Origin of the sequence: Arthrobacter sp. zg-Y1116, assembly GCF_024385485.1 — a bacterium.
Classification (GTDB): domain Bacteria; phylum Actinomycetota; class Actinomycetes; order Actinomycetales; family Micrococcaceae; genus Arthrobacter_B.
This window is the reverse complement of sequence record NZ_JANFLR010000001.1, coordinates 212,708-235,938: the sequence shown is the minus strand read 5'-3', so window position 1 is coordinate 235,938 and position 23,231 is coordinate 212,708. Positions and strand designations below refer to the sequence as shown.

21 protein-coding genes are annotated in these 23,231 nt (G+C 67.0%); 12 read left to right on the top strand and 9 right to left on the bottom strand.

The annotated features are described in order from the left end of the window. The first annotated feature begins 4 nt into the window (after nt 1–4). The 4 genes from NNX34_RS01050 to NNX34_RS01035 all read left to right on the top strand — a co-directional run bounded on the left by NNX34_RS01050 (nt 5) and on the right by NNX34_RS01035 (nt 3,981). Nucleotides 5–1,231 (top strand): cysteine desulfurase family protein, encoded by a 1,227-nt coding sequence (locus tag NNX34_RS01050; RefSeq protein WP_255764740.1) that lies wholly within the window; start codon nt 5–7, stop codon nt 1,229–1,231. Further along, a complete protein-coding gene (mnmA, locus tag NNX34_RS01045; protein ID WP_255764739.1) occupies nt 1,228–2,379 on the top strand; it encodes a tRNA 2-thiouridine(34) synthase MnmA in 1,152 nt (383 codons plus the stop codon). Before NNX34_RS01050 ends, mnmA begins: the two co-directional genes overlap by 4 nt. A 119-nt stretch (nt 2,380–2,498) precedes the next feature. Further along, the gene (locus NNX34_RS01040) at nt 2,499–2,876 is read left to right on the top strand and encodes a chorismate mutase (protein ID WP_255764738.1); all 378 of its coding nucleotides are present in this window, start codon (nt 2,499–2,501) and stop codon (nt 2,874–2,876) included. A gap of 61 nt (nt 2,877–2,937) precedes the next feature. After that, the gene (locus NNX34_RS01035; protein WP_255764737.1) at nt 2,938–3,981 is read left to right on the top strand and encodes a hypothetical protein; all 1,044 of its coding nucleotides are present in this window, start codon (nt 2,938–2,940) and stop codon (nt 3,979–3,981) included. Between the two features lie 27 nt (nt 3,982–4,008). Here the strand turns inward: NNX34_RS01035 and NNX34_RS01030 are convergent, their stop codons facing one another. Genes NNX34_RS01030 through NNX34_RS01005 form a run of 6 tightly spaced genes read right to left on the bottom strand, consistent with a single transcriptional unit; the run spans nt 4,009 to nt 10,246 of the window. Next, nucleotides 4,009–4,683: a DUF4166 domain-containing protein gene (locus NNX34_RS01030; protein WP_255764736.1), complete on the bottom strand. Its 675-nt coding sequence runs from the start codon at nt 4,681–4,683 to the stop codon at nt 4,009–4,011. Between the two features lie 2 nt (nt 4,684–4,685). After that, nucleotides 4,686–5,978, bottom strand: coding sequence for a DUF58 domain-containing protein (locus NNX34_RS01025; protein WP_255764735.1), 1,293 nt, complete (start codon nt 5,976–5,978; stop codon nt 4,686–4,688). A 5-nt stretch (nt 5,979–5,983) separates the two neighbouring features. Next, on the bottom strand, nt 5,984–7,018 hold the full coding sequence (locus NNX34_RS01020) for a MoxR family ATPase (protein WP_255764734.1): 1,035 nt from the start codon (nt 7,016–7,018) through the stop codon (nt 5,984–5,986). Beyond that, nucleotides 7,015–8,247: a DUF4350 domain-containing protein gene (locus NNX34_RS01015; protein ID WP_255764733.1), complete on the bottom strand. Its 1,233-nt coding sequence runs from the start codon at nt 8,245–8,247 to the stop codon at nt 7,015–7,017. Before NNX34_RS01015 ends, NNX34_RS01020 begins: the two co-directional genes overlap by 4 nt. Further along, nucleotides 8,244–8,930: a DUF4129 domain-containing protein gene (locus NNX34_RS01010; protein ID WP_255764732.1), complete on the bottom strand. Its 687-nt coding sequence runs from the start codon at nt 8,928–8,930 to the stop codon at nt 8,244–8,246. The genes NNX34_RS01015 and NNX34_RS01010 overlap by 4 nt, the downstream gene beginning before the upstream one ends. A 2-nt stretch (nt 8,931–8,932) precedes the next feature. Then, the gene (locus NNX34_RS01005; RefSeq protein ID WP_255764731.1) at nt 8,933–10,246 is read right to left on the bottom strand and encodes a hypothetical protein; all 1,314 of its coding nucleotides are present in this window, start codon (nt 10,244–10,246) and stop codon (nt 8,933–8,935) included. 208 nt (nt 10,247–10,454) lie between these two features. Between NNX34_RS01005 and mtrA the strand changes: the two genes are divergently transcribed. The 7 genes from mtrA (at nt 10,455) to secA (ending at nt 20,590) form a co-directional block, all read left to right on the top strand. After that, nucleotides 10,455–11,132: an MtrAB system response regulator MtrA gene (gene mtrA, locus NNX34_RS01000; RefSeq protein ID WP_227918371.1), complete on the top strand. Its 678-nt coding sequence runs from the start codon at nt 10,455–10,457 to the stop codon at nt 11,130–11,132. Between the two features lie 49 nt (nt 11,133–11,181). Further along, nucleotides 11,182–12,852 carry an MtrAB system histidine kinase MtrB gene (gene mtrB / locus NNX34_RS00995; protein ID WP_255764730.1) on the top strand — a complete coding sequence of 557 codons (1,671 nt, stop codon included), beginning with the start codon at nt 11,182–11,184 and terminating at the stop codon, nt 12,850–12,852. After that, nucleotides 12,842–14,575 (top strand): LpqB family beta-propeller domain-containing protein, encoded by a 1,734-nt coding sequence (locus tag NNX34_RS00990; protein ID WP_255764729.1) that lies wholly within the window; start codon nt 12,842–12,844, stop codon nt 14,573–14,575. The genes mtrB and NNX34_RS00990 overlap by 11 nt, the downstream gene beginning before the upstream one ends. Nucleotides 14,576–14,630: 55 nt before the next feature. Next, the gene (locus tag NNX34_RS16095) at nt 14,631–15,626 is read left to right on the top strand and encodes a ComF family protein (RefSeq protein ID WP_370647204.1); all 996 of its coding nucleotides are present in this window, start codon (nt 14,631–14,633) and stop codon (nt 15,624–15,626) included. A 127-nt stretch (nt 15,627–15,753) separates the two neighbouring features. Continuing rightward, nucleotides 15,754–16,485, top strand: a complete 732-nt coding sequence (gene hpf, locus NNX34_RS00980; RefSeq protein WP_255764726.1) for a ribosome hibernation-promoting factor, HPF/YfiA family — start codon at nt 15,754–15,756, stop codon at nt 16,483–16,485. Between the two features lie 50 nt (nt 16,486–16,535). Beyond that, nucleotides 16,536–17,750, top strand: coding sequence for a winged helix-turn-helix domain-containing protein (locus tag NNX34_RS00975; protein ID WP_255764724.1), 1,215 nt, complete (start codon nt 16,536–16,538; stop codon nt 17,748–17,750). A gap of 89 nt (nt 17,751–17,839) precedes the next feature. Then, nucleotides 17,840–20,590 carry a preprotein translocase subunit SecA gene (gene secA, locus NNX34_RS00970; RefSeq protein ID WP_255764722.1) on the top strand — a complete coding sequence of 917 codons (2,751 nt, stop codon included), beginning with the start codon at nt 17,840–17,842 and terminating at the stop codon, nt 20,588–20,590. A gap of 21 nt (nt 20,591–20,611) precedes the next feature. On the opposite strand, the gene NNX34_RS00965 is transcribed toward secA, so the two are convergent. Both NNX34_RS00965 and NNX34_RS00960 read right to left on the bottom strand, forming a co-directional pair. Then, entirely contained in the window at nt 20,612–21,211 is a 600-nt protein-coding gene (locus NNX34_RS00965) for an Rv3235 family protein (RefSeq protein WP_255764721.1), read from the bottom strand. Between the two features lie 100 nt (nt 21,212–21,311). Beyond that, nucleotides 21,312–22,103, bottom strand: coding sequence for a LysM peptidoglycan-binding domain-containing protein (locus NNX34_RS00960; protein WP_255764719.1), 792 nt, complete (start codon nt 22,101–22,103; stop codon nt 21,312–21,314). Nucleotides 22,104–22,310: 207 nt separating this feature from the next. On the opposite strand from NNX34_RS00960, the gene NNX34_RS00955 reads away from it, so the two are divergent. Beyond that, on the top strand, nt 22,311–22,877 hold the full coding sequence (locus tag NNX34_RS00955; RefSeq protein WP_255764718.1) for a hypothetical protein: 567 nt from the start codon (nt 22,311–22,313) through the stop codon (nt 22,875–22,877). A 36-nt stretch (nt 22,878–22,913) separates the two neighbouring features. Here NNX34_RS00955 and NNX34_RS00950 read toward each other — a convergent pair whose 3' ends face one another. Next, nucleotides 22,914–23,147: a helix-turn-helix domain-containing protein gene (locus tag NNX34_RS00950; protein WP_255764717.1), complete on the bottom strand. Its 234-nt coding sequence runs from the start codon at nt 23,145–23,147 to the stop codon at nt 22,914–22,916. Nucleotides 23,148–23,231: the final 84 nt, after the last annotated feature.

Sequence of the window (23,231 nt, the reverse complement as noted above, 5' to 3'; positions counted from 1 at the left end):
GTTGGTGCCCGTGTATCTAGATCACGCGGCGACCACGCCGATTTCGGCTTCGGCCCTCGCCGCACTCACCGCAGAACTCAGCCGCAGCGGCAACCCTTCGTCCCTGCACGGTTCGGGCCGACGTGCCCGGATGGTCGTAGAGGACTCCAGGGAAGTCCTGGCCGCCGCCGCAGGCTGCCATCCCTCGGAGATCATTTTCACCTCCGGCGGTACCGAAGCGGACAACCTGGCCGTCAAGGGTCTTTTCTGGGCCCGGCGCGATGCCGACCCGGTACGCAACCGCATCCTGGTCTCCGGCATCGAACACCATGCCGTGCTGGACGCCGTCGAATGGCTGGAGAAACATGAAGGCGCGGTGCCGGTGTGGATCCCGGTGGATCACGAGGGCGTCATTTCCCTCGACGCCATCCGACGCGAACTCGAAGCCAACGCAGACAGCACAGCGCTGCTCACCGCTATGTGGGCAAACAATGAGGTCGGGACCGTCCAGGACATCCGGGCCATCGCTTCCCTGGCCCACGAATACGGCGTCCCGGTCCATTCGGATGCGGTCCAGGCTTTCGGCGCGCTGCCGATCGGCTTCCGGTCCGCCGGCCTGGACACGATGGCCCTCAGCGCCCACAAGATCGGTGGCCCGGTGGGAGTGGGTGCACTGGTTGTTGGCCGTGCCGTCAAGCTCACGCCCGTCCAGCACGGCGGCGGACAGGAACGGGACATCCGCTCCGGCACCTTGGACACCGCGGGAATAGCAGCGTTCGCCGCGGCAGCGCAGGACGCCGCCGAGCACCTGACGGACGAGGCCGAACGCCTGCGCACGCTCCGCGACTACCTCATCACCGGCGTCGAGCGGGCCATTCCGGAGGCAGTCCTGCGGGGCGCGCGGGACGACGACGGCGGCGGACGCCGGCTGCCGGGCAACGCCCACTTCACCTTCCCCGGCTGCGAAGGCGATTCACTGCTTTTCCTGCTGGATCTGGCCGGAGTGGAGTCCTCGACCGGGTCTGCCTGCACAGCCGGCGTCCCGCGGCCTTCGCACGTACTCCTGGCGATGGGACTGACCGAAACCGAGGCCCGCGGTGCCCAACGGTTCAGCCTCGGGCATACAACCACCGCCGAAGACGTTGACACTTTGTTGCAGGCACTTCCCGAAGCATATGAGCGGGCCAAGAAGGCCGGCATGGCCGGACACGTAAGCAGCATCCAAACAGCAGGAACAGGTTTTACTTCATGAAGGTTTTGGCAGCAATGAGTGGCGGAGTCGATTCCGCCGTGGCCGCGGCACGGGCAGTGGAGGCCGGGCACGACGTCGTCGGCGTCCACCTTGCGCTGTCCCGGATGCCGGGCACCCTGCGCACCGGCAGCCGCGGCTGCTGCACCATCGAAGACTCCCGCGACGCCTGGCGCGCCTGCGACATCCTCGGCATTCCGTACTACGTCTGGGACTTCTCCGAGCGGTTCAAGGAAGACGTCGTGGACGACTTCGTGGCCGAATACGCCGCCGGACGCACACCCAATCCCTGCATGCGCTGCAACGAACGGATCAAGTTCGCCGCCCTGCTGGAAAAGGCGCTCGCGCTGGGCTTCGACGCCGTCTGCACAGGCCACTACGCCAAGGTGATCACGAACGCCGAAGGCAACCCGGAGCTGCACCGTGCCGCCGACTGGGCCAAGGACCAGTCCTACGTGCTGGGCGTGCTCACGGAGGAGCAGCTGCGCCACTGCATGTTCCCGCTGGCCGAAACCCCGTCCAAGGCCGAAGTGCGGGCCGAAGCCGAACGCCGCGGCCTGTCCGTGGCGAACAAGCCCGACAGCCACGACATCTGCTTCATTCCCGACGGTGATACCCGCGGCTGGCTCGAAGAGCGCATCAACATGACCGAGGGCGACATCGTGGACGAGACGGGGGAGAAGCTCGGCACCCACCCCGGCGCGAACGCGTTCACCGTGGGCCAGCGGCGCGGACTGAAGCTCGGCACGCCCGCCGCGGACGGCAAGCCCCGCTTCGTCCTGGAAATCCGGCCGAAGGAAAACAAGGTCGTGGTCGGACCCGAGCAGCTGCTGAACATTGACCAGATGCGCGGCATCAAGATTTCCTGGGCCGGACTGCCGATCCCCGAGATCGCCGCCCGGACCACCTTCGACTGCAAGGTCCAGGTCCGCGCCCACGGCGACCCCGTGGCAGCCACCGGCTGGATGGAGGACGTAGCCGACGAGGCCACCGGTGCAACACGCGAAGAGCTTGTGGTCCGGCTGGTCGAACCCATGCGCGGGGTTGCCCCCGGCCAGTCCATGGTGCTTTACCAGGGAACCCGAGTGCTGGGACAGGCGACCATCGACTCGGCACGTTCCCTTGAATGGGACCCCGCAGCGGTTTCCTAAAGCCCTGGTTTTACGGCCGTTTCCCGGTACCGGCGCAGCGCCTCGCCGAAGCCGGGCGTAATCTGCTCCGGGCCGGGAGCCGCTCCACCTAAACTGGTCCAATGAGCCAGACAGGACCAATGAGCGAATCACCGGACCATGAGTTCGATCCGCGGGCAAGTTCCCTCTCCGGGAAGGTCGCCGAGGATGTCATGGAAGAGCTGCTTGCCATGCGCAGCAGCATCGACAACATCGACGCCACTCTCGTGTACCTTCTTGCCGAACGCTTCAAGGCGACCCAGCGGGTGGGCCATCTGAAGGCGGAGCACCACTTGCCGCCGGCGGACCCGGGACGGGAAGTGGCCCAGATTGCACGCCTGCGCCGCCTGGCCGCAGACGCCCATCTGGACCCCGCCTTCGCGGAGAAATTCCTGAACTTCATCATCAGCGAAGTGATCCGCCACCATCAGGCAATCTCCCAGACCCGCAACGGCGGAACAGATGTCCCGGAGGCCTGAGGACCGGCGCGGGGAAGCAGTTCCTCCGGAGCAGCCCGCCCGACCCGAAGCACGAAACGGCATGGTTACGGCGACGGCGCTCGGCAGCTGGCCGGGGACCGATCCGGTCGAATCGAGCCGGGTAGTCCGAGGTGAGCTGGGCGACCCGCACCTGCCCTTCCTGGTTGAACTGCCGCAGCGCGGGCCGGGGGCCGACGCGCTCGGACGGAGCGCCGCCCTGCTTGTGGACCTTTTCGTGGATGTCCAGCCGCACGGCTGGCGCCTGGTGGAGCGCCCGGGCAAGGACCACCGCCGCGCGGTGTCCCTGCTGACCCAGGACCTGAACGCACTTGCCGACGTCGTCGGAGCCGAAGAACGCACAGGCGAGGCGTTGAAGATCTCCGTCCGCGGACCGCTCTCGCTTGCCGCGAATCTTTATCTGCACAACGGCGAGCGGGCGTTGTCCGACGCCGGTGCCCGCCGGGACATTCTCCAGTCCTTCACTGCCGGAGTGGGCGACTATGTGGCCCGCGCGTCGTCGTCGGCACCGGGCGCACGGATCACGGTGCAGGTCGACGAGCCTGACGCCGCCGCAGTCCTTGCCGGCGGGATCCCCACCGCCAGCGGCTACCGCACACTGCGTTCCGTACCGTCTTCGGAGGTATCCAGCGCCTGGCAGCAGGTCCGCGAGGCAATCGAAGCCGTCGGCGCGGACACTGTCTTCACCCTGCCCCGTGCGGAGGCATTCGGACCGCTGCGGCCCGGCGCCCGGTCACCGTTCGAGCTCGCCGTCGGCGCCGGAGCGCAGGGCGCGGCCCTCGCAGCCGACGGGCTGGACGCCCGCGACTGGGAAGGCATCGCCGAAGCCGTTGAAGGCGGACGCCGGATCTGGCTGGGCATCCTTCCGGTTCCCGCGGACGGAGCCGCACTGCCCCAGGTCACCGACCTGGTGGAACGGGTGCTGCGGCCCTGGCGGAAACTGGGGCTCCCGCAACAGGACCTGCCGGCGCTTCGCCTGGCACCTGCCGCCGGGCTGGCCGATATTTCACCGGAGGCGGCGCGGAAAGTCCTGGCCCGCCTCACGCAGACTGCGTCGGCATTGAACCAGGTGGTAGCCGAGGGGTAAACCTGCCGGGGACGGGTCCGCGCGGACCTAGGTCCGGCGCTCCCAGCGTGCCGGTTCGACGTCGGCAGGCAGGCCGCCGTCGAAATCGCGGCTGGCGTAGCTGAACGCGCCGTCGTACTCGAATACCGTGCCGACCTGCCGCTGGATGACCCGGGTGCGGATCCGGAACCGGTCCTGCTGTTCGTCCCACCACTGTTCCACCTGCGCGTCGGCACCGGCGAAGTCCGGCAGGGGCAGCCGCAGCGGACCGAGGAACAGCCGGCTTCCCGGGGAATTCATGTGCAGGTGGCCGTCGTCCGAGACCCGCAGCAGCAGGTTCGTGGCCAGGTTGCGGCGGCGGCCCAGATAGTCCGTCAGGACCCCGGGCCCGGTCAGCACCGTGGTGTCCTCGAAGGTCCGCTGCCGGCCCGGGAAGTCAAAGCGGCGGACCGCAGTCAGCGCCGGCCGGCCCCACGGGTCGCGATGCGGATAGTTGCGGATGGAGAAGGGGACGGAGGTCCCGTACTCCGGGAAAAAGGCGTTGGACACCGGAACCAGCGGCAGCAGCGGACGCAGCCAGGGCCGCGGGCAACCGGCGCGGAGAAAGACGCCGGTTCCTTCACCGAACCGGGCGGCGTCCGGGCCGAGGCTGAAATACGCCTGCAGCTGGGGCTGCAGGCGAAGGAACCCTGCTCCGAGGACCTGCTGGTACACCGAGTCCACGGCTACAGCCTTCCGGTGGCCTTGAGGCGGAGATACATATCAGCAAGTTTCGGAGCCAGCTCGTGCGGCGGCTCATCCACCACTTCCGCTCCCATCGACCGCAGCTGCGCGCTGACCGCAGCCCGGTCGAGGAGGGCCCGCTCGGCTGCCGCGGCACGGAAGACTGCCGGCGTTGTGCCTCCGCCGGAACGCAGCTCGTCCAGGCCGGGATCCCGCACGGAGGCAACCACCACCACATGCTTTTCCAGCAGCCGGGGCAGGACCTGCACCAGCCCCTCCTCGACAGCTCCGGAATCCAGTGCGGTGATCAGGACGACCAGGGAACGGCGGGCGGACACGGCGTGCACGGCTCCGGGCAGCAGGGAGAAGTCCGCTTCGATGAGTTCCGGTTCCAGCGGTGCCGCGGCAGTGACGAGCCGGCTCAGCAGGTTTTCCTTGCCGCCGGAGTCCACGCGCGCCCGGATCCGCCGGTCGAAGGCCAGGAAGTCCACCCGGTCGCCGCCGCTGCGGGCAAGCACGGCCAGGAGCAGGGTAGCTTCAATGCCGGTGTCCAGGCGGGGTTCGTCTTCGATCCGGGCGGCGGACGTCCGGGAGGTGTCCAGGGCAATGACCACCCGGCGGTCGCGTTCGGGCCGCCAGGTCCGCACCACGGTGTCCTGGCGCCGGGCGGTGGCACGCCAGTCGATGGAGCGGACGTCGTCGCCCCGCACATATTCGCGCAGCGAGTCGAATTCGGTCCCGGCCCCGCGCAGCTGTACCGAGGCGTTCCCGTCCAGCTCCCTCAGCCTGCGCAGTTTCGAGGGCAGGTGCCGCTTGGCATGGAAGGGAGGAAGCACCCGGATTTCTCCGGGCACAGGCAGCGTCCGCTGGCGGGCCGCGAGTCCGAAAGGCCCGAAACTGCGGACCGCCACATGTCCGCTTTTCAGGATCCCGCGGCGGGCAGGTTCCAGCACCACGTCCATGGCCCGGGCTTCACCGGCCGGAACGGCCAGGCGCTGCTGCGGGTTGCGGGCACCGGCGGAAGGCTGCCAACCGTCCCGGACCACGGCCCGCAGCCGGGCCTTGGCGTCATTGCGGACCACCAGGGTTCCCGCCGTCGTTTCGCTCAGCCGCACGCTGTCCGGCAGGCGCCGCTCCACGCGGAGCCGCCGCACGGGGGCAGCCAGCAGCAGGTCCAATCCGGCAGCGGCAGCCAGGAAAGCCAGCCAGAGCAGGATCGAGGCGGCACCGGGATAAAGCACCACGGGTACGGAGCCCAGGAGTGCCAGCAGGACAAAGCGGCCCGAAACAGCCATCGGGGCTACCGGGGAACCGGCACTGTGGCGAGGATGCTTCCCAGCACATCGTCCACATTGACCCCGTCCATCTGGGCCTCGGGCCGAAGCGCCACACGGTGCCGCAGGGCGGGAAGGGTGAGCGCCTTGACGTCGTCGGGAGTCACGAAGGCCCGCCCCGAGAGCCAGGCCCAGGCCCGGGCAGTATTCAGGAGGGCCGTGGCTCCGCGGGGGGACACCCCGAGCTGGAACGACGGCGCCGACCGCGTCGCCCGGACGAGGTCCACGATGTAGGCGAGGACCTCGGGCGCAACGGTCACCCTGGCCACTGCCTCGCGTGCCAGTTCCAGGTCCCGGGCCGAGGCGACCGGCCGGACACCGGCCGCGGCGAGGTTCCGCGGATCGAAGCCGCCGCTGTGCCGGCGGATCACTTCGATCTCGTCCTCGCGGCCGGGCAGGTCAAGGGTCATCTTGAGCAGGAACCGGTCGAGCTGGGCTTCGGGGAGCGGGTACGTTCCCTCGTACTCCACCGGATTCTGCGTTGCCGCAACAATGAACGGTTCGGGCAGGGGACGGGTGACACCGTCCACGGTTACCTGGCGTTCTTCCATGGCTTCCAGCAGGGACGCCTGGGTCTTGGGCGGCGTGCGGTTGATTTCGTCCGCGAGCAGGATGTTGGTGAACACCGGTCCCTCCCGGAAGGAGAACCCGGAGGAACGGTTGTCGTAGATCAGCGAGCCGGTGACATCGCCGGGCATGAGGTCGGGGGTGAACTGGACGCGCTTGGTGTCCAGGTCCAGTGCCGCGGAAAGGCTTCGTACCAGCAGCGTCTTGGCTACGCCGGGCACCCCCTCCAGGAGCACATGCCCCTTGGCCAGCAGGGCAATGATCAAGCCCGTCACGGCTGCGTCCTGCCCCACCACCGCCTTGGCAACCTCACGCCGGACCTGCGCCAGGGCTTCCCGCACAGGGTCCTCTCCCGGGGACGGGGGAGGCGCCGGCGCGGTGCCGTTGGCGGCTCCGGAGGCTGCGGGGGCGTAGGGCTCGTACTGCTGGCTCATGATGAAGTGGCCTCTTCCTCTAGGTTTTTCAGGTCCCGGGCCCAGCGCACGAGTTCCGCGCCGGTTCCGGGCAGTCGCTGGTTGAGCAGATGGTCGGTCTCGGAATAGCTGCGGCCGGATGCGTTCGCCGTCGCACGCGTGACCGTGTCAACGCCGGCTCCCGGTCCCACCCGCAGGTGTGCCGCCAGGCGCGTCAAGGCCGCCGCACGCAGGGTGGCGGCCGCATGGGCCACAGCCTGGCTGTCCTGGTACAGGCGGGCCCGGCCCTCAGCGGTCTCGGCCGCATGGACGATAACGGGCAGGGGTTCCTCCATCAGCGGGCCGAGCCTGCGGCCCCGCCAGAACGCAGCCGCGCAGGCGACCAGCAGGAGCCAGAACAGGAGCGGATTCACCCATGCGGGCAGTAGGGAGAAGGGATCGGCGGGCGCTTCCGAAGGGGGAACGTCGAAGGGGCCGGCCTGGTACCAGACCAGTGTGTCGTCCGCGCCGAGCGTTCGAAAGGCCAGTGCGGCGTTGCCCTCGCGTGCGACGCTTTCGTTGGCGATCAGGTCGGCGCTGCCAAGCACCACGGCGGATCCGCTCGTGGTGGCCGCGTAGGAACCCGCGGCGTCGGTGCCCTGGCTGCCGGGAGCCGGGAAACAGGTGACCGGACCGCGGTAGGTTTTCCCGCCGGCTTCAACGGCACCGGCGGCCTCCGCATCCCGGTTGCCGCAGCCGGCGTCGAGCCGGTGACGGTCGGGATCCTCGGGAAGGAGCCCGGCGGAACGGATCTCGGGGGCGAAATCCGCCAGTTGCTCAAAGGACGGTTCCACGAGCACTACCCGGCCGGCAGCATCGGCGAGGTCCTGGCGTTGTTCACCGGTGAGGAAGCCCGAGGGGTCAAGGAACAGCAAAGTCGCCCCGGGATTATCCTCAAGGGCGGCCAGCGCTTCCGCCATCGTCTGGTGGTGCTGTACGTCCACTCCCCGGTCCGCCAGGATTTCGGCGGCAGCCATGGCTCCGTCCGGGGCAGGGTTGGCGGGGGAGAGCGCAGCGGTGTCGTGGTCAGCGCGTCCCCAGACGGAAGCAACCACAACTGCGCAGAGCAGCAGCAGAAGCAGAAGCGGGACCCGGTGCCGGCGCAGCCAGGCCGTGAACCTGCCGCGGCTCCGGGGCTGCCCGGGCTCCTCATTGCCGCCGCTGGCTTCAAGGCCGCCGGCGGGCGCCGCTTCACTGGCGGCCCGGCTCACTTCGGCACCGCCAGCGACGGCGGTTCAGCCGATGCCGGAGTTGCCGGCCGGGCTGCTTCCAAAGCCGTATCAAGGGCGGCTGCGCGTCCGTAATCCGGTTCCGCGGCAACCGCCTTCCCGTAGAGCACCTCATCGAACCGCTGCTGGATCCAGGTGATCCCGGGGCGGTGGTCCGGGAAGGCGGCGGCCAGCCGGGTACCGGCTTCGGCAGCCGTTCGGGCCGGCCGGGCATCGAAGATGACCCGTTCCTCCGCCGAGCGGACCATCGCGCGGAAAGACTCGGCAAGGGCATCATTCCAGCGGTGCTCCGCGGCGGCCTGCTCCGCGCGGATACGGTGGTCGGTTGCCCGTTCCACGACGTCGTGGGCGAAGACCCCGGTCCGCTTTTTCACGGACGCATTCAACCGGGGGCGAATCACGAGAATGGCGACGGCCACCAGCACGACGGCGGCCAGGACCAGTATCAGGACTCCGGGACCCGCGCCGAGCCCGTCCGCATCCTCGAACAACTCGTTCAGCCACTTGCCGACCCGTGCCCAGAACCGGTCGAGCAGGCCGGGTTGGGCTTCTTCGTACACGCGCTTGGACAACTCTTCGCGCGCCCAGTCCCGCGCCTGGTCTGCATCGGGCTCGATCGGGGCTTCCCCGGCGGCGCCGAACCATGGGCGTGCTGTGGACGGCATGTCTACTTCATGCCCGCAGGGGGACCATGCGGCGTGTTCCGGGCCATGGGCACGGCATTCCGGCCGGGCAGGAAGTCGGAATCCTGTGCCTGCGGATTCTCCTGATCCTTCATCAAGGCAAGGTCGAAGCCTTCCCGGCGGATGCGGAGGTCGACATACAGCAGGGCTGTGACGGCACTTTGGAAGCCGCAGGCCACCGCGGTCAGGAGCAGGGAGAAGGCGAAGATCAGGACAACGCTGACGCCGATGAGGACGGTGCTGTCCGTCAGGGTGAGCATGCTCGCGGCGAAGGAGAGCGGGACCGTAAGGACCTGGGACAGGACATTGACGATCAGGCTCGTCAGGGCCATGATCCCGAAGGTGCGCCACCAGTTGCGCCCGGTGAGGCGCCAGGACCGCCGAATCGCAGGAAAGACACCGATACCTTCCAATACCAGTGCTGCCGGTGCGAGGGAGAGTTTCACCGAGACCCACACCACCGCGGCAACCACCGCGAACAGGGCCGGTATCACCACGAGCAGCCCGGCTGCACCGAGAGTATCGATGATCAGGTAAACCAGCACGGCGAGGACCGTGACGCCCACGGCGGCACCGGCCAGCATCAGTAAGGCGAGGCCGGCAAGCGGACCGAGCGATCCGCGGGCCAGCCGCCAGACCTGGCCGAAGCCGGTCCGCAGGTTAAGGATGGACCGCACCACCGGAAGGACCAGGAGGCCCTGGACAATCAGTACCCCGGCCAGGGAGAGGCCGCCGAGGGTCGAAACCGCCCCGACGACCGTCCCCAGGACCGGCCCTGTGACTTCTCCGCTCGCCGATCCGCTCTGCAGCCACCCGTCTACGGAGACGAAGAAGCCCGCACCCAATCCGACAACCAGCAGCGTTATGACGGCCTGGACTACAAACGCGTTGCCGAAGGCGGCCAACGCGTTGCGGCGGCACGCCTGGAACGCGCCGTCCAGGATTTCACCCAGCCCCAGGGGACGCAGGGGAATGATGCCCGGTTTGGGCGGCGGCGTGTAGCCGGGCTGGGGGAGGGGGCCGCCCCGGTAGGGATTGGGCTGCTCCCAGGCGGATGCCGGGGGCGCGTACCCCGGTGCGGCGGGTGGCTGTGTCCACGCATTACCCTGCTGCTGCGCCCACGGGTTTACCGGCGGCTGAGGTATTCCGGGTGGCGGAGGAGCCTGCTGCGCCCACGGGTTTACGGGCGGTTGCGGCATTCCGGGCACGGGCCCCCGGGCGCCGTCGTTCTGCGCCGTGGTTTGCTGTCCGCTGTCCGGGCCGCTGTTGTTCCGGTTGTTGTGTTCTTGCTCGCTCATCCTCAGCCGTTCCCCCGCAGGCACTAGCGTCTGTTTACCTCGACTATAGTGACGCTCCGCCCAAACAGCACCCGGCGAGCCGTGGCGGGAAATGTGTCCCTTAGGATGATAGGGATTAACCTAGTCGGCTTTAACGCCGGGGGAGCGGCAGTCGATGCTGCTCCGGGCGCGCAGCGGCGCGTGAGTCAAGCAGCGGAAACAGGGAGCTATGAAGGCACGCATACTGGTCGTAGACGACGACGAAGCACTCGCCGAAATGATCGGTATCGTGCTGCGCAACGACGGGTTTGAACCGGTGTTCTGTGCCGACGGTTCCTCCGCACTTGAAGTGTTCCGCAACAGCAAGCCGGACCTGGTGCTGCTGGACCTGATGCTTCCCGGCATCGACGGCATCGAAGTGTGCCGGCAGATCCGCAGCGAGTCCGACACCCCCATCGTGATGCTCACCGCCAAGTCCGACACGTCCGACGTCGTGCGCGGCCTCGAATCCGGCGCCGACGATTATGTGCCCAAGCCCTTCAAACCCGCCGAACTGGTGGCGCGCGTGCGTGCCCGGCTGCGCCCGGGCGACCAGAAATCGCCGGAGACCCTGCGGATCGGCGAAGTCTCCATTGATGTTGCGGGCCATTCCGTGACCCGGGGCAGCGACAGTGTTTCCCTCACGCCGCTGGAATTCGACCTGCTCGTGGCACTGGCACGCAAGCCCTGGCAGGTTTTCACCCGCGAGATGCTGCTCGAACAGGTCTGGGGGTACCGCCACGCCGCCGACACGCGGCTGGTGAATGTGCATGTGCAGAGGCTCCGCTCAAAGATTGAACGCGACCCCGAAGCACCCGAGATTGTATTGACGGTGCGCGGTGTCGGATACAAAGCGGGTCAGAGCTAAGTTGCCGGGGTTCCTGGCCGGGATGGCCGGGAAATCCCCTAAATTGGACATGGCCCTGCAGGGCCTGGCGCACCTGCGCGATTCCTTCCGGCGCGCCACTTTCCATCGGATCGCCCGCCAGTGGCGGAGGTCCCTGCAGTTCAAGACAGTCGTTTCCACGCTCCTCCTGGTGGCGCTCGCCGGCGCGGGGATCGGTGCTTTCCTCTCCCATCAGATTGCCGATTCCCTCTATGAAGAGCGGCTGACCCAGTTCCGGACCGAAGCGACGGCCGGTCTGTCCAAGGTGAAGGACAACTTCCGGGATACCGCCGCGAGCGACCGGGAGGGTACCGACCGGCTGGTCATGGACACCCTTCCGCTGCTGGAAGGGCAGGGTGCAGACGCTCAGCGGACCTATCTGCTCACCCCGTTGCCGACCCAGGACCCCCTGTATGTCACGTCCTCGGTGAACAGCGGAACCATCACCGCCAGCGGCATTCCCGTGGCACTCAGCGACGCCGTTATTGCCAGCGACGCCACAGCGTCCGAGACGGATTACGTGTTCTGGTCTCCGCTTGAGCTCGCCAACGGAGAGCCCGGCATTGCGTTCGGCACCAAGGTCACACTGCCCCCGGACAGCTCCGAATATGCCCTCTACCTGATCTATGACCTGCATTCGATGCAGGAGACGCTCGACGACATCCACCGGATTCTCTGGATTGCCGGATTCCTGCTGCTTGCCATCAGCGGCACGATCGCATGGATCGTAGCCAAGGCCGGACTGGGTGCGGTCAGCGATGCGGCAGAGGTGTCGGAGAAGCTGGCAGCGGGGGAGCTGCAGGAGCGCATGGAGGTCAAGGGCGAGGATGAAGTTGCACGCCTGGCGGCGTCGTTCAACCGCATGGCCGGCACGCTCCAGGACCAGATCACCCAGCTGGCTACACTGTCGCGTATGCAGCAGGTGTTTGTTTCCGACGTGTCCCACGAGCTGCGGACTCCGCTCACCACGGTGCGCATGGCCGCGGAGGTGCTCTACGAAGCACGCGACAGCTTTGATCCGATGTACCGGCGCTCCACCGAACTGCTGTATCACCAAGTGGAACGGTTCCAGGCGCTGCTGGCGGACCTGCTGGAGATTTCCCGGTTCGACGCCGGGGCGGCCGCGCTCGATTTGGAACCTACCGATGTCTTCCATATTGTCCGTGACGTGATTGACGCCACCGAGCCGCTCGCGAACAACTGCGGCTCCGAGGTGGTTGTGGTCTCCAAGGAGGCGAGCTGCGTTGTGGACGCCGACCCGCGCCGGATCGAACGCATCCTGCGCAACCTGCTGGTGAACGCATTGGAGCACGGCGAAGGAGAACCCATCGAGATTGCGATAGCAGCTTCCGAGGATGCCGTGGGCATAGCGGTCCGCGACCATGGCATCGGGATGACCGAAGAGGACGCCGACCATGTCTTCGACCGCTTCTGGAGGGCGGATCCGGCACGTGCACGCACCACGGGCGGCAGCGGGCTGGGCTTGTCCATTGCCACCGAAGACACACGGCTTCACAACGGCTGGCTCGAGGCCTGGGGCGAACCGGGAAACGGATCCTGCTTCCGCCTGACGCTTCCCCGCCGTCACGGTGCAGGCTTTGAATCATCCCCGGTGCCGTTGTCTCCCCGCGAGGTCGTTGCCGGACCCCTGGCGCTCACTGCTGCGGCTCCGGCCCGGGAAGAGGAAATTGATGCCTACTAAGCGGAAGGTGCTGCCCCAGGCACGGCGGGGACGGGCCGGACGGATGCTGGTCCTGTGGCTCAGCATCGTCCTTGTCCTGGTCGGCTGCTCCTCGATACCCACCGTCGGACCGGTAGGCACGGCATCGGCGGAGAACAGCGGGGAAACGGGCGAGGATGCGGTTTTCTCACCCGAGGGCCCGGCCGAGGATGCCTCGCCGCAGGACATCATCCGCGGCTTTATGGACGCAGGTAAGGGCGCTGCCGACGATTACAGCGTGGCCCGGCAATTCCTGGCACCGGAAGTGGCGACTACATGGTCCCCCACGGAACGGGTGACCATTTACCGGTCCTCACGCATCGTGGCCATGCCGGAACCGGACCTGTTCCAGATCCAGCTGGAAGTGCAGGGGAGCGTGGATTCCCGGGGCATCCGGACGGACGCCCCGGAGGGCAGCACCGAAGCATTCCCCGTCCGGCTCGAAAAGGTGCAGGGACAGTGGAGGCTCAGCGCCGTCCCCGACGGGATCATCGTGTCCCTCGCCAGTTTCCCTGCGATCTTCATCGCCCATAACCTCTACTTCTATTCGAGTGACTACCAGTACTGGGTCCCGGATACGCGGTGGTTCATCCAGCGGGCCGGCATTGCCGCCAACATCGTCAAGGAACTCCTGGTAGGCCCGGCTCCGTACCTCCAGGGCGCAGTCCTCAGCGCCTTCCCTGCCGGCACCGCATTGGCACGCGATGCCGTTCCGGTGGCCTCGGGAGAGGCTGTCGTGGACTTCGCACCCGAATCGCTGCGGGACTCCAGCGACCGGAACCGCCAGCAGATGGTGAAGCAGCTTGAGCAGAACCTGCGCGGCCTCAACAACGTCACCTCCGTGAGCATGACAGTGGACCAGCGGGACGTTGACCTGGGCAAAGGTAGCGGCGAGCTGCAGTCCGCCGTGGCCGATCCGTCCGCCGGAGCCACCCAGATTGTGGTCTATCAGGACGAACTTGCCTACTACGCCGACGGTCCCGAGCCGATCGGGGATATTCCCTCAGTGGCGGAATACGGCCCCCGGCATCCGGCCATGTCGGTGGACGGATCGGTCATCGCCTTCCTGAACAGCCAGGAAAACACGCTGCTGGTGACGGGAACCGGACAGGACGTTTCCGTGGTGGCCGAGGCCGAAAGATTTACGGCCCCCAGCGTGGATCCACGCCGATGGGTCTGGACCTCCCAACCCACGGGCACCGGATCCCGGGTTCTCGCGATACCGCCCGGGGGAAACAGCAGTTCCGCGGCCGTGCTTTCCGCGCCGTGGCTGGAAGGTCAAACCGTGACTGAACTGCGGATATCCCGCGATGGTACGCGGGCATTGGTGGCGGCGAACCGGGACGGACGCAGCGAGGTCATGATTGCCGGCGTCGTGAGGTCACCCGAAGGTGTTCCCGTCTCCCTCACGGTTCCGACAATTCTTCAGGTGCCCCCGGAAGCGGGGGCCGTGGACCGGGTCAAATGGGCCTCGGAAGACACAGTGGTTGCGGTGCAGTCCGGTGCCGAGGAAGCCGCGCCGGTAATCCTCAGCACAGCACGCGTTCCGGATCCGCTTTCCGTGAAGGAAGGAATTACGGGACTGAGCGCAGGAAACGGCGCTGAAGACATTTTCATCCAGACCTCAGAGGGCATCTTCAACAAGGTCGGCAGTAGCTGGACGCTCCGGACGGAAGGAATCCGGGACCCGGCTTTCCCGGGGTGATGCAGCGCTCCTGATTTCCTCCACAGCGGCCTGATCGAGCCAATCGCCCGGTTGGATGTCCCCGGGCGGGCGGCACCGCCGCGCGTTGGGTCCGCGCCGGCCCCATCGTGGACGGATGGATATGCCGAACCGGCAGCTGGACCGGCTGCTTTACTCCCCGGCGGGACAGGGAATCGCCGCGGCGGTGTCCGGCTTGGCCGCCGGGCTTGCGCCTGTATCATGCGTGGCCTGCGGAGCGCCGGATCATTCTTTGTGCAGGATCTGTGCGGCGGGGATCCGGCGCGGCACGCTGCATCCGTATTCCGCGCAGGAAGGTGCCGGCGCCCTTCCAGCCGCAGAACCGGGAGCTCCGGTCCCCGGCACTGGTCCGGGTCTCTTTGTCCCGCTGCCGGTCCTGGCTGCAGGTGTGTATGCAGGCGGGCTCGCGCGGACCCTCCTGGCTTTTAAGAACCGGGGGCACACCGACCTGGCCGGGTTCCTGGCCCCGGCCCTGGCCGGAGTCCTGCAGGCCGCGGTAACGGATGCACGCAGAAGGGCGGGGGATATTCCACTGCTGCTGGTTCCGGTTCCCGGCACGGGCGGCTCGCTTCGCAGACGCGGCTATTTTCCGCTGGCACTGTTGCTGGCGCGGCTCCGGCGCCGGCGGTTGCTGCCGGCCGGCTGTGCCGTGGCTTCCCTTGTGTCCATACCAGCCGGGTACGGCCCTGCGGGCACACGGCTGCGGAGCCGCGGGGGAGGACCGGCCGGCGCGTCCGGCCCGCAAAAGGGACTCGGCCGCAACGCGCGGCGGCGCAACGTCCGGAACACCATGACCGCCGGTCGGTCCGGAGGACTAACCGGAGTCAACTGCCTGGTGGTTGATGACGTGCTGACCACGGGAGCCACTATTGCGGAGACGGTACGGGCACTGCGCCGGGCGGGCGCCCGGGTAGAGGGTGCCGCCGTCCTGGCAGCCACACCGGCCCCGGCACGTAACACAAGTCCCGCAGACCCTACCGTTCCGGGGCCACGTTCCATGGACGTCGGAAACGGAAACGAGGGACGTGAATAAAGCTCCACGGTGATCTAACGTGTTGAGTATGGATAGCTTCAAGTAGCGGGGCTATCCTGCGGCAACGGTCGCGAAGGCAATCTGGCAGCGGCCGTTGTTGTGTCACCGAAATCTATTGGAGGGCACCATGGAATTCATGATCAGCGGACGTAACGTTGCAGTCTCAGACCGGTTCCGCGAGTACGCCGAAGAGAAAATCGGCAAAGTGGAGGCGCTCGGCGACAAGGTCCAGCGGGTGGAGGCCAGGGTCACGAAGCAGGGCAACGTCCGGGACGCAGACAGCGCCCTCACCGTGGAAATCACGGTCACCGGCCGCGGTCCGATTGTCCGTGCCGAAGCAACATCCGGAGACAAGTTCGCGGCGTTCGACCTCGCGTACGGAAAGCTGCTGGAACGGCTGCGTCGGGCAAGCGACAGGCGCAAGGTGCACCACGGGCGCCACGCTCCGGTGCCCGTCCGGGTTGCCACCGCTGATCTTGGTCCCGTGAGCACCTCGGAGCCGCTCTACGCGCAGGTCGCGGCGGCCGCCGAGGAACGGGCCAACGATGAGAACGCCCAGAACACAGCAGAGGAAGACGCCACCGGCGACTGCCCCGTATTGATCCGGCGCAAGGTTTTCCCGGGTGCCCCCATGAGCCTTGACGACGCCGTGGACAATATGGAGATGGTCGGCCACGACTTCTACCTGTTTGTGGATTCCGCAACCGGCGCGCCTTCGGTGGTGTACCGCCGGCGGGGCTGGACCTACGGGGTCATCACCCTGGACTCCAAGTGCGCAGACGGTGCGGAAGAGCCGCGGGAAGAGACCCGCGGCTACCGCGTAGCGGAAACCCCCGTGGACGACCGCGCCACCGCCTGACCACCCACCGACTAGACCGTCCAGCCGGACGGCTCCCCTAGGATGAGGGGATGAAAACCCGGCTCTCGCTCCGACAGGCCCGCCGTACGGCGCTGGCGGCGCAGGGACTGGCTCGGGAACGGCCCGCCGGCCTTGTCACCGCAAGGCAGGTGGGCCGTACCTTTGAGCGGCTTGCCCTGCTGCAGATCGACTCCGTGAATGTGCTTGCCCGCAGCCACTACCTCCCGATCTTTTCCCGGCTCGGCCCCTACGACCAGGCAATCCTGGACCGGCTGGGGACCCGGCGGCCGCGGCGCATGGTCGAATACTGGGCCCACGAGGCAAGCTTTGTCCGACCCGAGCTCTTTGCGGACCTCCGCGCGGTCCAACGGCGGACCTGGATGACCGCCCATTCCCTGCCTTCCCCGGTTGCCGAAGACCTTCGTGAACGTATCCTCACGCTTCTGCAGACCGAGGGCAGGCCGTTGACCTCCCGCCAGGTCATGGACCTCCTCGGCCACAGCGCCGTGCGGGAGACTACCGGCTGGGGGTGGAACTGGAATGCCGCCAAGCGCGTGCTTGAGGATCTGTTCGCCGCCGGACAGATCGGATCCGCCGGGCGGACCCCGCAGTTCGAACGGTTGTATGCCCCGACTGCGCTGGTCCATCCTGCAGGCGCAGCGGCGCTGGAACAATCCGATCCCGAGCAGGCAGTGCTGCGCCTGACCGAGGTCGCAGCCCGGGCCCACGGCGTCGCGACGGTTCGGGGGCTTGCCGATTATTTCCGTCTGCAGCAGCGTGAGACGGCCATCGCTGCGGAGGTCCTTGCAAGGAAAGGCATCCTCGAGCGGGTGGAGGTGGCGGGCTGGCAACGGCCGGCCTACCTGCACGCGGAGGCGGTGGTTCCGAGGTCCGTGTCCGGCCAGGCGCTGCTGAGTCCGTTCGATTCCCTCATCTTCGAGCGGCGGCGGCTCGAAGAACTGTTCGGCTTCCACTACCGGATCGAAATCTATACGCCGCCCCAGGACCGCCGGTTCGGCTACTATGTGCTGCCGTTCCTGCTGGGCGAGGAAATGGTGGCCAGAGTGGACCTCAAAGCGGACCGCGCCGCGGGTATGCTGCTTGTTCAGGCAGCCTTTTCGGAACCGGGAGCACCGCCGCAGACGGCGCGTCAACTCGCTGCAGAGCTGCGGCTCATGGCACAGTGGCTGGGGCTCGGGCAGATAATGGTGAAACCCGTGGGAGACCTGGCTCCCGCCCTGAAGCTGGCAGTATGCAGGGAATAAAGGTCTTTAGGGAACAACGGACCTTCACGGTACGTCTCTCACGTAGACTGAGGACGCCAGATTTCGGCAACTAGATTGGGAGCAAATCAGTGGCATCACTACTCGAACGAGTTCTTCGTACCGGCGACAAGAAGACGCTGAAGACACTGCGTAACTACGCCGACGCGATCAACGTGCTCGAGGATGAGTTCAAGGGCATGACCGATGCCGAGCTCAGGGGTGAAACGGATCGCCTCAAGGAGCGCTACAACGGCGGTGAGTCCCTCGACGACCTCCTTCCCGAAGCGTTTGCCGCTGTCCGTGAGGCTGCCGGGCGTACGCTCGGCATGCGGCACTTCGACGTCCAGCTGATGGGCGGCGCCGCCCTGCACCTGGGCAACATTGCCGAAATGAAAACCGGTGAAGGCAAGACCCTGGTGGCAACGGCCCCGGCCTACCTCAATGCGCTGACCGGACGCGGCGTCCATATCGTCACGGTGAATGACTATCTCGCGGAGTACCAGTCGGACCTGATGGGGCGCGTTTTCCGCTTCCTCGGCATGACCAGCGGCTGCATCCTCTCCAACCAGGACCCCGCGACCCGGCGCGAACAGTATGCCGCCGACATCACGTACGGAACCAACAACGAGTTCGGGTTCGATTACCTGCGAGACAACATGGCCTGGAGCGCTGCCGAGCTGGTCCAGCGCGGCCACCACTTTGCCATTGTCGACGAAGTCGACTCCATCCTGATTGACGAAGCCCGTACGCCGCTGATCATCTCCGGTGCGGCCAGCGGCGACGTGAACCGGTGGTACACCGAGTTCTCCAAGGTCGTCCAGCGGCTGAAGCAGGACACCGACTATGAAGTGGACGAGAAGAAGCGCACCGTCGGCATCCTCGAACCGGGCATCGAGAAGGTCGAGGACTACCTCGGTATCTCCAACCTGTATGAAGCGGCCAACACGCCGCTGATCGGCTTCCTGAACAACGCCATCAAGGCCAAGGAACTCTTCAAGCGGGATAAGGACTACGTGGTCCTCAACGGCGAGGTCATGATCGTCGACGAGCACACCGGCCGCATTCTGGCCGGACGCCGGTACAACGAGGGCATGCACCAGGCCATCGAGGCGAAGGAAGGGGTGGTCATCAAGGCCGAGAACCAGACGCTCGCCACGGTCACCCTGCAGAACTACTTCCGCCTCTACGAAAAGCTGGCCGGCATGACCGGTACGGCCGAAACCGAAGCCGCCGAGTTCATGAGCACGTACAAGCTTGGCGTGGTGCCCATTCCCACCAACAAGCCCATGGCCCGCATTGACCAGGCGGACCTGATCTACAAGAACGAAGTGGCAAAGTTCGACGCCGTCGTGAAGGACATTGCCGAGCGCCACGCCTCAGGCCAGCCCGTGCTGGTCGGCACCACCAGCGTGGAGAAGAGCGAGTACCTTTCCAAGCAGCTGGCCAAGGCCGGCATCCGCCACGAAGTGCTGAACGCAAAGAACCATGCACGTGAAGCCGCCATCGTCGCCCAGGCGGGCCGCAAGGGAGCGGTCACGGTGGCTACCAACATGGCCGGCCGCGGCACCGACATCATGCTGGGCGGCAACGCCGAGTTCAACGCGATTGCCGAACTGGAACGCCGCGGACTGGACCCGAACGAAAACCCCGAGGACTACGAGGCCGCCTGGCCGGATGCCCTGGAAAAGGCACGGACCGCCGTCGCCGCCGAGCAGCAGGAAGTAGTCGAACTCGGCGGACTTTACGTCCTCGGCACCGAACGCCACGAATCCCGCCGTATCGACAACCAGCTCCGCGGGCGGTCCGGACGCCAGGGCGATCCGGGCGAATCCCGGTTCTACCTCTCGCTCACCGACGACCTGATGCGGCTGTTCAACTCCGGTGCAGCCGAACGGATCATGAACAGCTCGTCCATGCCCGACGACGTGGCGCTGGAGTCCAAGCTGGTCTCCAAGGCGATCCAGAACGCGCAGGGACAGGTTGAGGGCCGCAACGCCGAGCAGCGCAAGAACGTCCTGAAGTACGACGACGTCCTGAACCGCCAGCGTGAAGCGATCTACGGTGACCGCCGTCGGATCCTGGAAGGCGACGACCTGCAGGAAAAGATCAGTTTCTTCCTGGAGGACGTGGTCACGGCGATGGTCAACGAGGCAACCGCGGAGGGCCACGGAGATGACTGGGACCTCGAGCAGCTGTGGACCAACCTCAAGACGCTTTACCCGATCAGCCTGACCATCGACGAAGTGGTTGAAGAAGCCGGCGGCCGGTCCCGGCTGTCCCGCGACTTCCTGCACAACGAGATCCTTTCCGACGCGAAACTGGCCTACCAGGCACGCGAGGAAGCCCTCGGCTCGGCCACCATGCGTGAACTGGAGCGCCGCGTGGTGCTCTCCGTCATCGGCCGTAAGTGGCAGGAACACCTCTACGAGATGGACTACCTCAAGGAGGGCATCGGGCTGCGGGCCATGGCACAGCGCGATCCGCTGGTGGAATACCAGCGCGAAGGATTCGTGATGTTCCAGACCATGATGGAGGCCATCCGCGAGGAAAGCGTGGGCTACCTCTTCAACGCCGACGTGCAGGTCAGCGAACCTATCGCCCCGGCAGCGAACGGGTTGCCGGGAGTCAAGGACGCCCGCGGCGTCGTCGGTACCCCGGTCATCAAGGCGGCGGGACTCGAAGCTCCGCAGCAGCCGGCCAGCCTGCAGTTCACCGCGCCGAACAGCCAGGGCGGGGTGGAGACCAGGGTGGAACGGACGTCCCGCGACAAGCAGGACACCAAGACCGCTCCGGCGGCCGGCAGCAAGTCCGCCGCGAAGAAGGCCAAGCGCCGCAAGTAAACCCGCGTTACCGGGGGCCGGTTATCCGATCTCCAGGGCAGTAACCTTCCAGAGCCCGCGCCGCAGCTGAACCCTCAGCGCAACGGCGCGGGCTCTTTCGTGTTCCAGTGCCACTACCGTGGCCTCGTAGATTCCTTCCGACACCGGGCAGAGGCGGCAGGAGCGGATGCGTATGCTGCGGTGCAGCAGCTGCGGATCGGGTGCCGTCCTGGACCGCCCCTGGGGATTGTGCTGCAGCCCGCGGACGAGGTTGGAGCGCAGCTGCAGCCGTTCGTAGTTTTCGGGGTCGAGCCAGCGGGCCATCTGCTGCAGCGGACGGACACCGCCCAGGACCTCCAGTGCGGCAAGTGCCACGGATTGGCAGATGGCTTTCACCCGGGCATCGTCCGCGGGGTTCGATGCCCAGTTGGCGGCTCCGGCGGCGGGACGGGGCAGCGGATCCGCTTCGCCGGGGACCCCGTAACGTTCGCGCGGCCTGGCGGGAACGGGAGCTGGAAGCAGCTCCTGTGAAGGGGCCAGATAGACAGCGATGGGCCCCGCATCGCCTTCGGCGCCCGGTCGGCCCGGTTGCGCCGGTCCGGCCGGGGCATCGGGAGCGGGAAGGAATATCACGCTGGTCATGGTGCGTCCTTTCCTTGCGCGGGAGCGGTGCGGTTGGTGGATTCCGCCGGCGGACTGGTGCGCTGGAACAGCACCGGACCGCGGACAGCGGGGGAGAAGTTCAAGGAGGGGGGACGGCCAGAACCTGGCCGGGATGGATCAGGCCGGGATCCGGCCCAATGACCTCGCGGTTCAGTTCGTACCAGCGGGGCCAGAGGGCGGCAGTCTCCGCGTCCGTGGCCTGGGGGCCCAGTTGCGAAGCGGCCAGGGACCACAGGGTGTCTCCCGCTGCAACCACGACTTCGCGCTCGTCCGGCCGAGGAACCCCCGTGAGTAGGCCGCCGGCCGCAGGCTGCGGGGGCGAGGGACGCCAAAGTGGAGAAACGGCTTCCGCAGGATCAGGCTCCGGAGGAGTGGATTGCGCGGCATCCGGTCCAACCGGGATGCCCGTGGGGGCGAACGCCGGTGCAGGTGTCCCGGATACCGCTGCCGCGGTTGCGACGGCCACCGGCACCGTTCCCAACGTGCCGCCGGCGGCCAGCGAGATTCCCAGCGCGGCTGATGCCAGCCGGCGCAGCGGTGCCGGGGCCAGGGAGAGGGTCCGCGTGCCGGCCGTCCGGAACCCGAAGCGGTGCAGGAGGCACCCGGCCAGGGCGCAGGCAAACCCCAGGATCCACCAGAGCGTGAGCAGCAGGCCTGCGGCGGCGGCGCAGAACCCGGCCAGCCGGGTCAGCGAGGCCCGGGAAAGCGGAGCTTCGGAGAGCGGACCGGGGGAGGACAAGACTGAACCTGCGACGGCGGCGTCCGGCAGCATTCGGGTTCCGCACCACAAGAGCAGCAGGCCAAGCGCTGCTGCGGCTGCGGTTGCCAGTGCATCCGCAGCCAGCCCGGGGCGGGAGGTGGAACCGGTCATTGCATTCTCCGATCTGGAGAGGAGAGCTGAGGGGCTCGGGAAATCTAGCCGTTTAGGCCTAGTTGGTTCATTTCGTTTCGATTGGCGAACTTTGATGGCGCTAGAGGTTTTTTAGTGCTGTCTGGCCTGTGTGATGCCCGTGTCTACACTTCGGTTCGACCGGTGTCCAGAGTGGTTGACACGCGTCGTGGACGCTAGCCTTGGGCGATGCGATGGGACGCCCTTTTCAGGGACATGGAGGCGCAGCTGGCCGCAGCCGCCGGGTTGGCAGCCGAAAGCGAGATTTCAGACCGTGTGCGGATGGAACTGCGCGAAGTCAGTTTGCAGGACAGGCTGCGCAGCCAATGCGGGAAGCAACTGGTCTTCGATCTCGGAACAGCAGGGATGCTGCGGGGGATCCTGAGGCATGTGGGGGAAGGCTGGGTGTCGCTCGAGCGGGAACGCGGTGCAGCTTTGGCGGTGTTGTCCCAGGTGGTTGCCGTCAGGGGCCTGGACCGATTTGCGAGTCCGACGGCCGGGAACGTGCGGCTGGGGGTGACGTCAGCACTGCGCAGCATCGCCCGGGACCGCAGCACCGTCGTCGTCCGTTCCGCCGGGGCACCGGCTGACAGCGCCCTGCACGGGACAATCGACAGGGTGGGCAGCGACTTCCTGGAGCTGGCGGCGATACCGTCCGACCAGCCGCGGCGCAGCGCAAACGTCACGGGTGTCCATGTCCTGCCAACGGCCACGGTGGCCGCGGTGCTGTCACAACAGCACAACGGGTGGGAGTGACCGGGTCCCGGAGCGGGCGAAGCAGCCTGCGCCTGTTCAGTTCCCCGCGTTCTCCTCCACCGGGATACCCTGCCGCACGGCCGCAGCGGACTTCCGGTAGGCCCGGGAAATATAGTCTTCGAGCTGCTGCGACTCGACCCGCCACTGGCCCCTTCCGCCGATCTGAATGGCGGGAAGTTCTCCGCTGCGGACCAGGGCGTACGTCTGCGAGGAGGATATGTTCAGCACCTCGGCGACATCTGCCAGCGTCAGGAATCTCTTATCGCCCACGGCACTCACCTTTCGCACCGCACCACTGCGGCTTGCACCCGTTGTATACCAGCACCACCAGTGTGGCACCAGCAGGATGCAGCG

Excerpts from the sequence above, each read along its gene's own strand:
- NNX34_RS01005 (WP_255764731.1), bottom strand. The coding sequence starts at position 10,246 with ATGAGCGAGCAAGAACACAACAACCGGAACAACAGCGGCCCGGACAGC.
- NNX34_RS16095 (WP_370647204.1), top strand. The coding sequence starts at position 14,631 with ATGTCCCCGGGCGGGCGGCACCGCCGCGCGTTGGGTCCGCGCCGGCCC.
- NNX34_RS00965 (WP_255764721.1), bottom strand. The coding sequence starts at position 21,211 with ATGACCAGCGTGATATTCCTTCCCGCTCCCGATGCCCCGGCCGGACCG.
- mtrA (WP_227918371.1), top strand. The coding sequence starts at position 10,455 with ATGAAGGCACGCATACTGGTCGTAGACGACGACGAAGCACTCGCCGAA.
- NNX34_RS01040 (WP_255764738.1), top strand. The coding sequence starts at position 2,499 with ATGAGCGAATCACCGGACCATGAGTTCGATCCGCGGGCAAGTTCCCTC.
- NNX34_RS00990 (WP_255764729.1), top strand. The coding sequence starts at position 12,842 with ATGCCTACTAAGCGGAAGGTGCTGCCCCAGGCACGGCGGGGACGGGCC.
- NNX34_RS00955 (WP_255764718.1), top strand. The coding sequence starts at position 22,311 with ATGCGATGGGACGCCCTTTTCAGGGACATGGAGGCGCAGCTGGCCGCA.
- NNX34_RS01035 (WP_255764737.1), top strand. The coding sequence starts at position 2,938 with ATGGTTACGGCGACGGCGCTCGGCAGCTGGCCGGGGACCGATCCGGTC.
- hpf (WP_255764726.1), top strand. The coding sequence starts at position 15,754 with ATGGAATTCATGATCAGCGGACGTAACGTTGCAGTCTCAGACCGGTTC.
- NNX34_RS01010 (WP_255764732.1), bottom strand. The coding sequence starts at position 8,930 with ATGCCGTCCACAGCACGCCCATGGTTCGGCGCCGCCGGGGAAGCCCCG.
- NNX34_RS00975 (WP_255764724.1), top strand. The coding sequence starts at position 16,536 with ATGAAAACCCGGCTCTCGCTCCGACAGGCCCGCCGTACGGCGCTGGCG.
- NNX34_RS01020 (WP_255764734.1), bottom strand. The coding sequence starts at position 7,018 with ATGAGCCAGCAGTACGAGCCCTACGCCCCCGCAGCCTCCGGAGCCGCC.
- NNX34_RS00960 (WP_255764719.1), bottom strand. The coding sequence starts at position 22,103 with ATGACCGGTTCCACCTCCCGCCCCGGGCTGGCTGCGGATGCACTGGCA.
- mtrB (WP_255764730.1), top strand. The coding sequence starts at position 11,182 with ATGGCCCTGCAGGGCCTGGCGCACCTGCGCGATTCCTTCCGGCGCGCC.
- mnmA (WP_255764739.1), top strand. The coding sequence starts at position 1,228 with ATGAAGGTTTTGGCAGCAATGAGTGGCGGAGTCGATTCCGCCGTGGCC.
- NNX34_RS01025 (WP_255764735.1), bottom strand. The coding sequence starts at position 5,978 with ATGGCTGTTTCGGGCCGCTTTGTCCTGCTGGCACTCCTGGGCTCCGTA.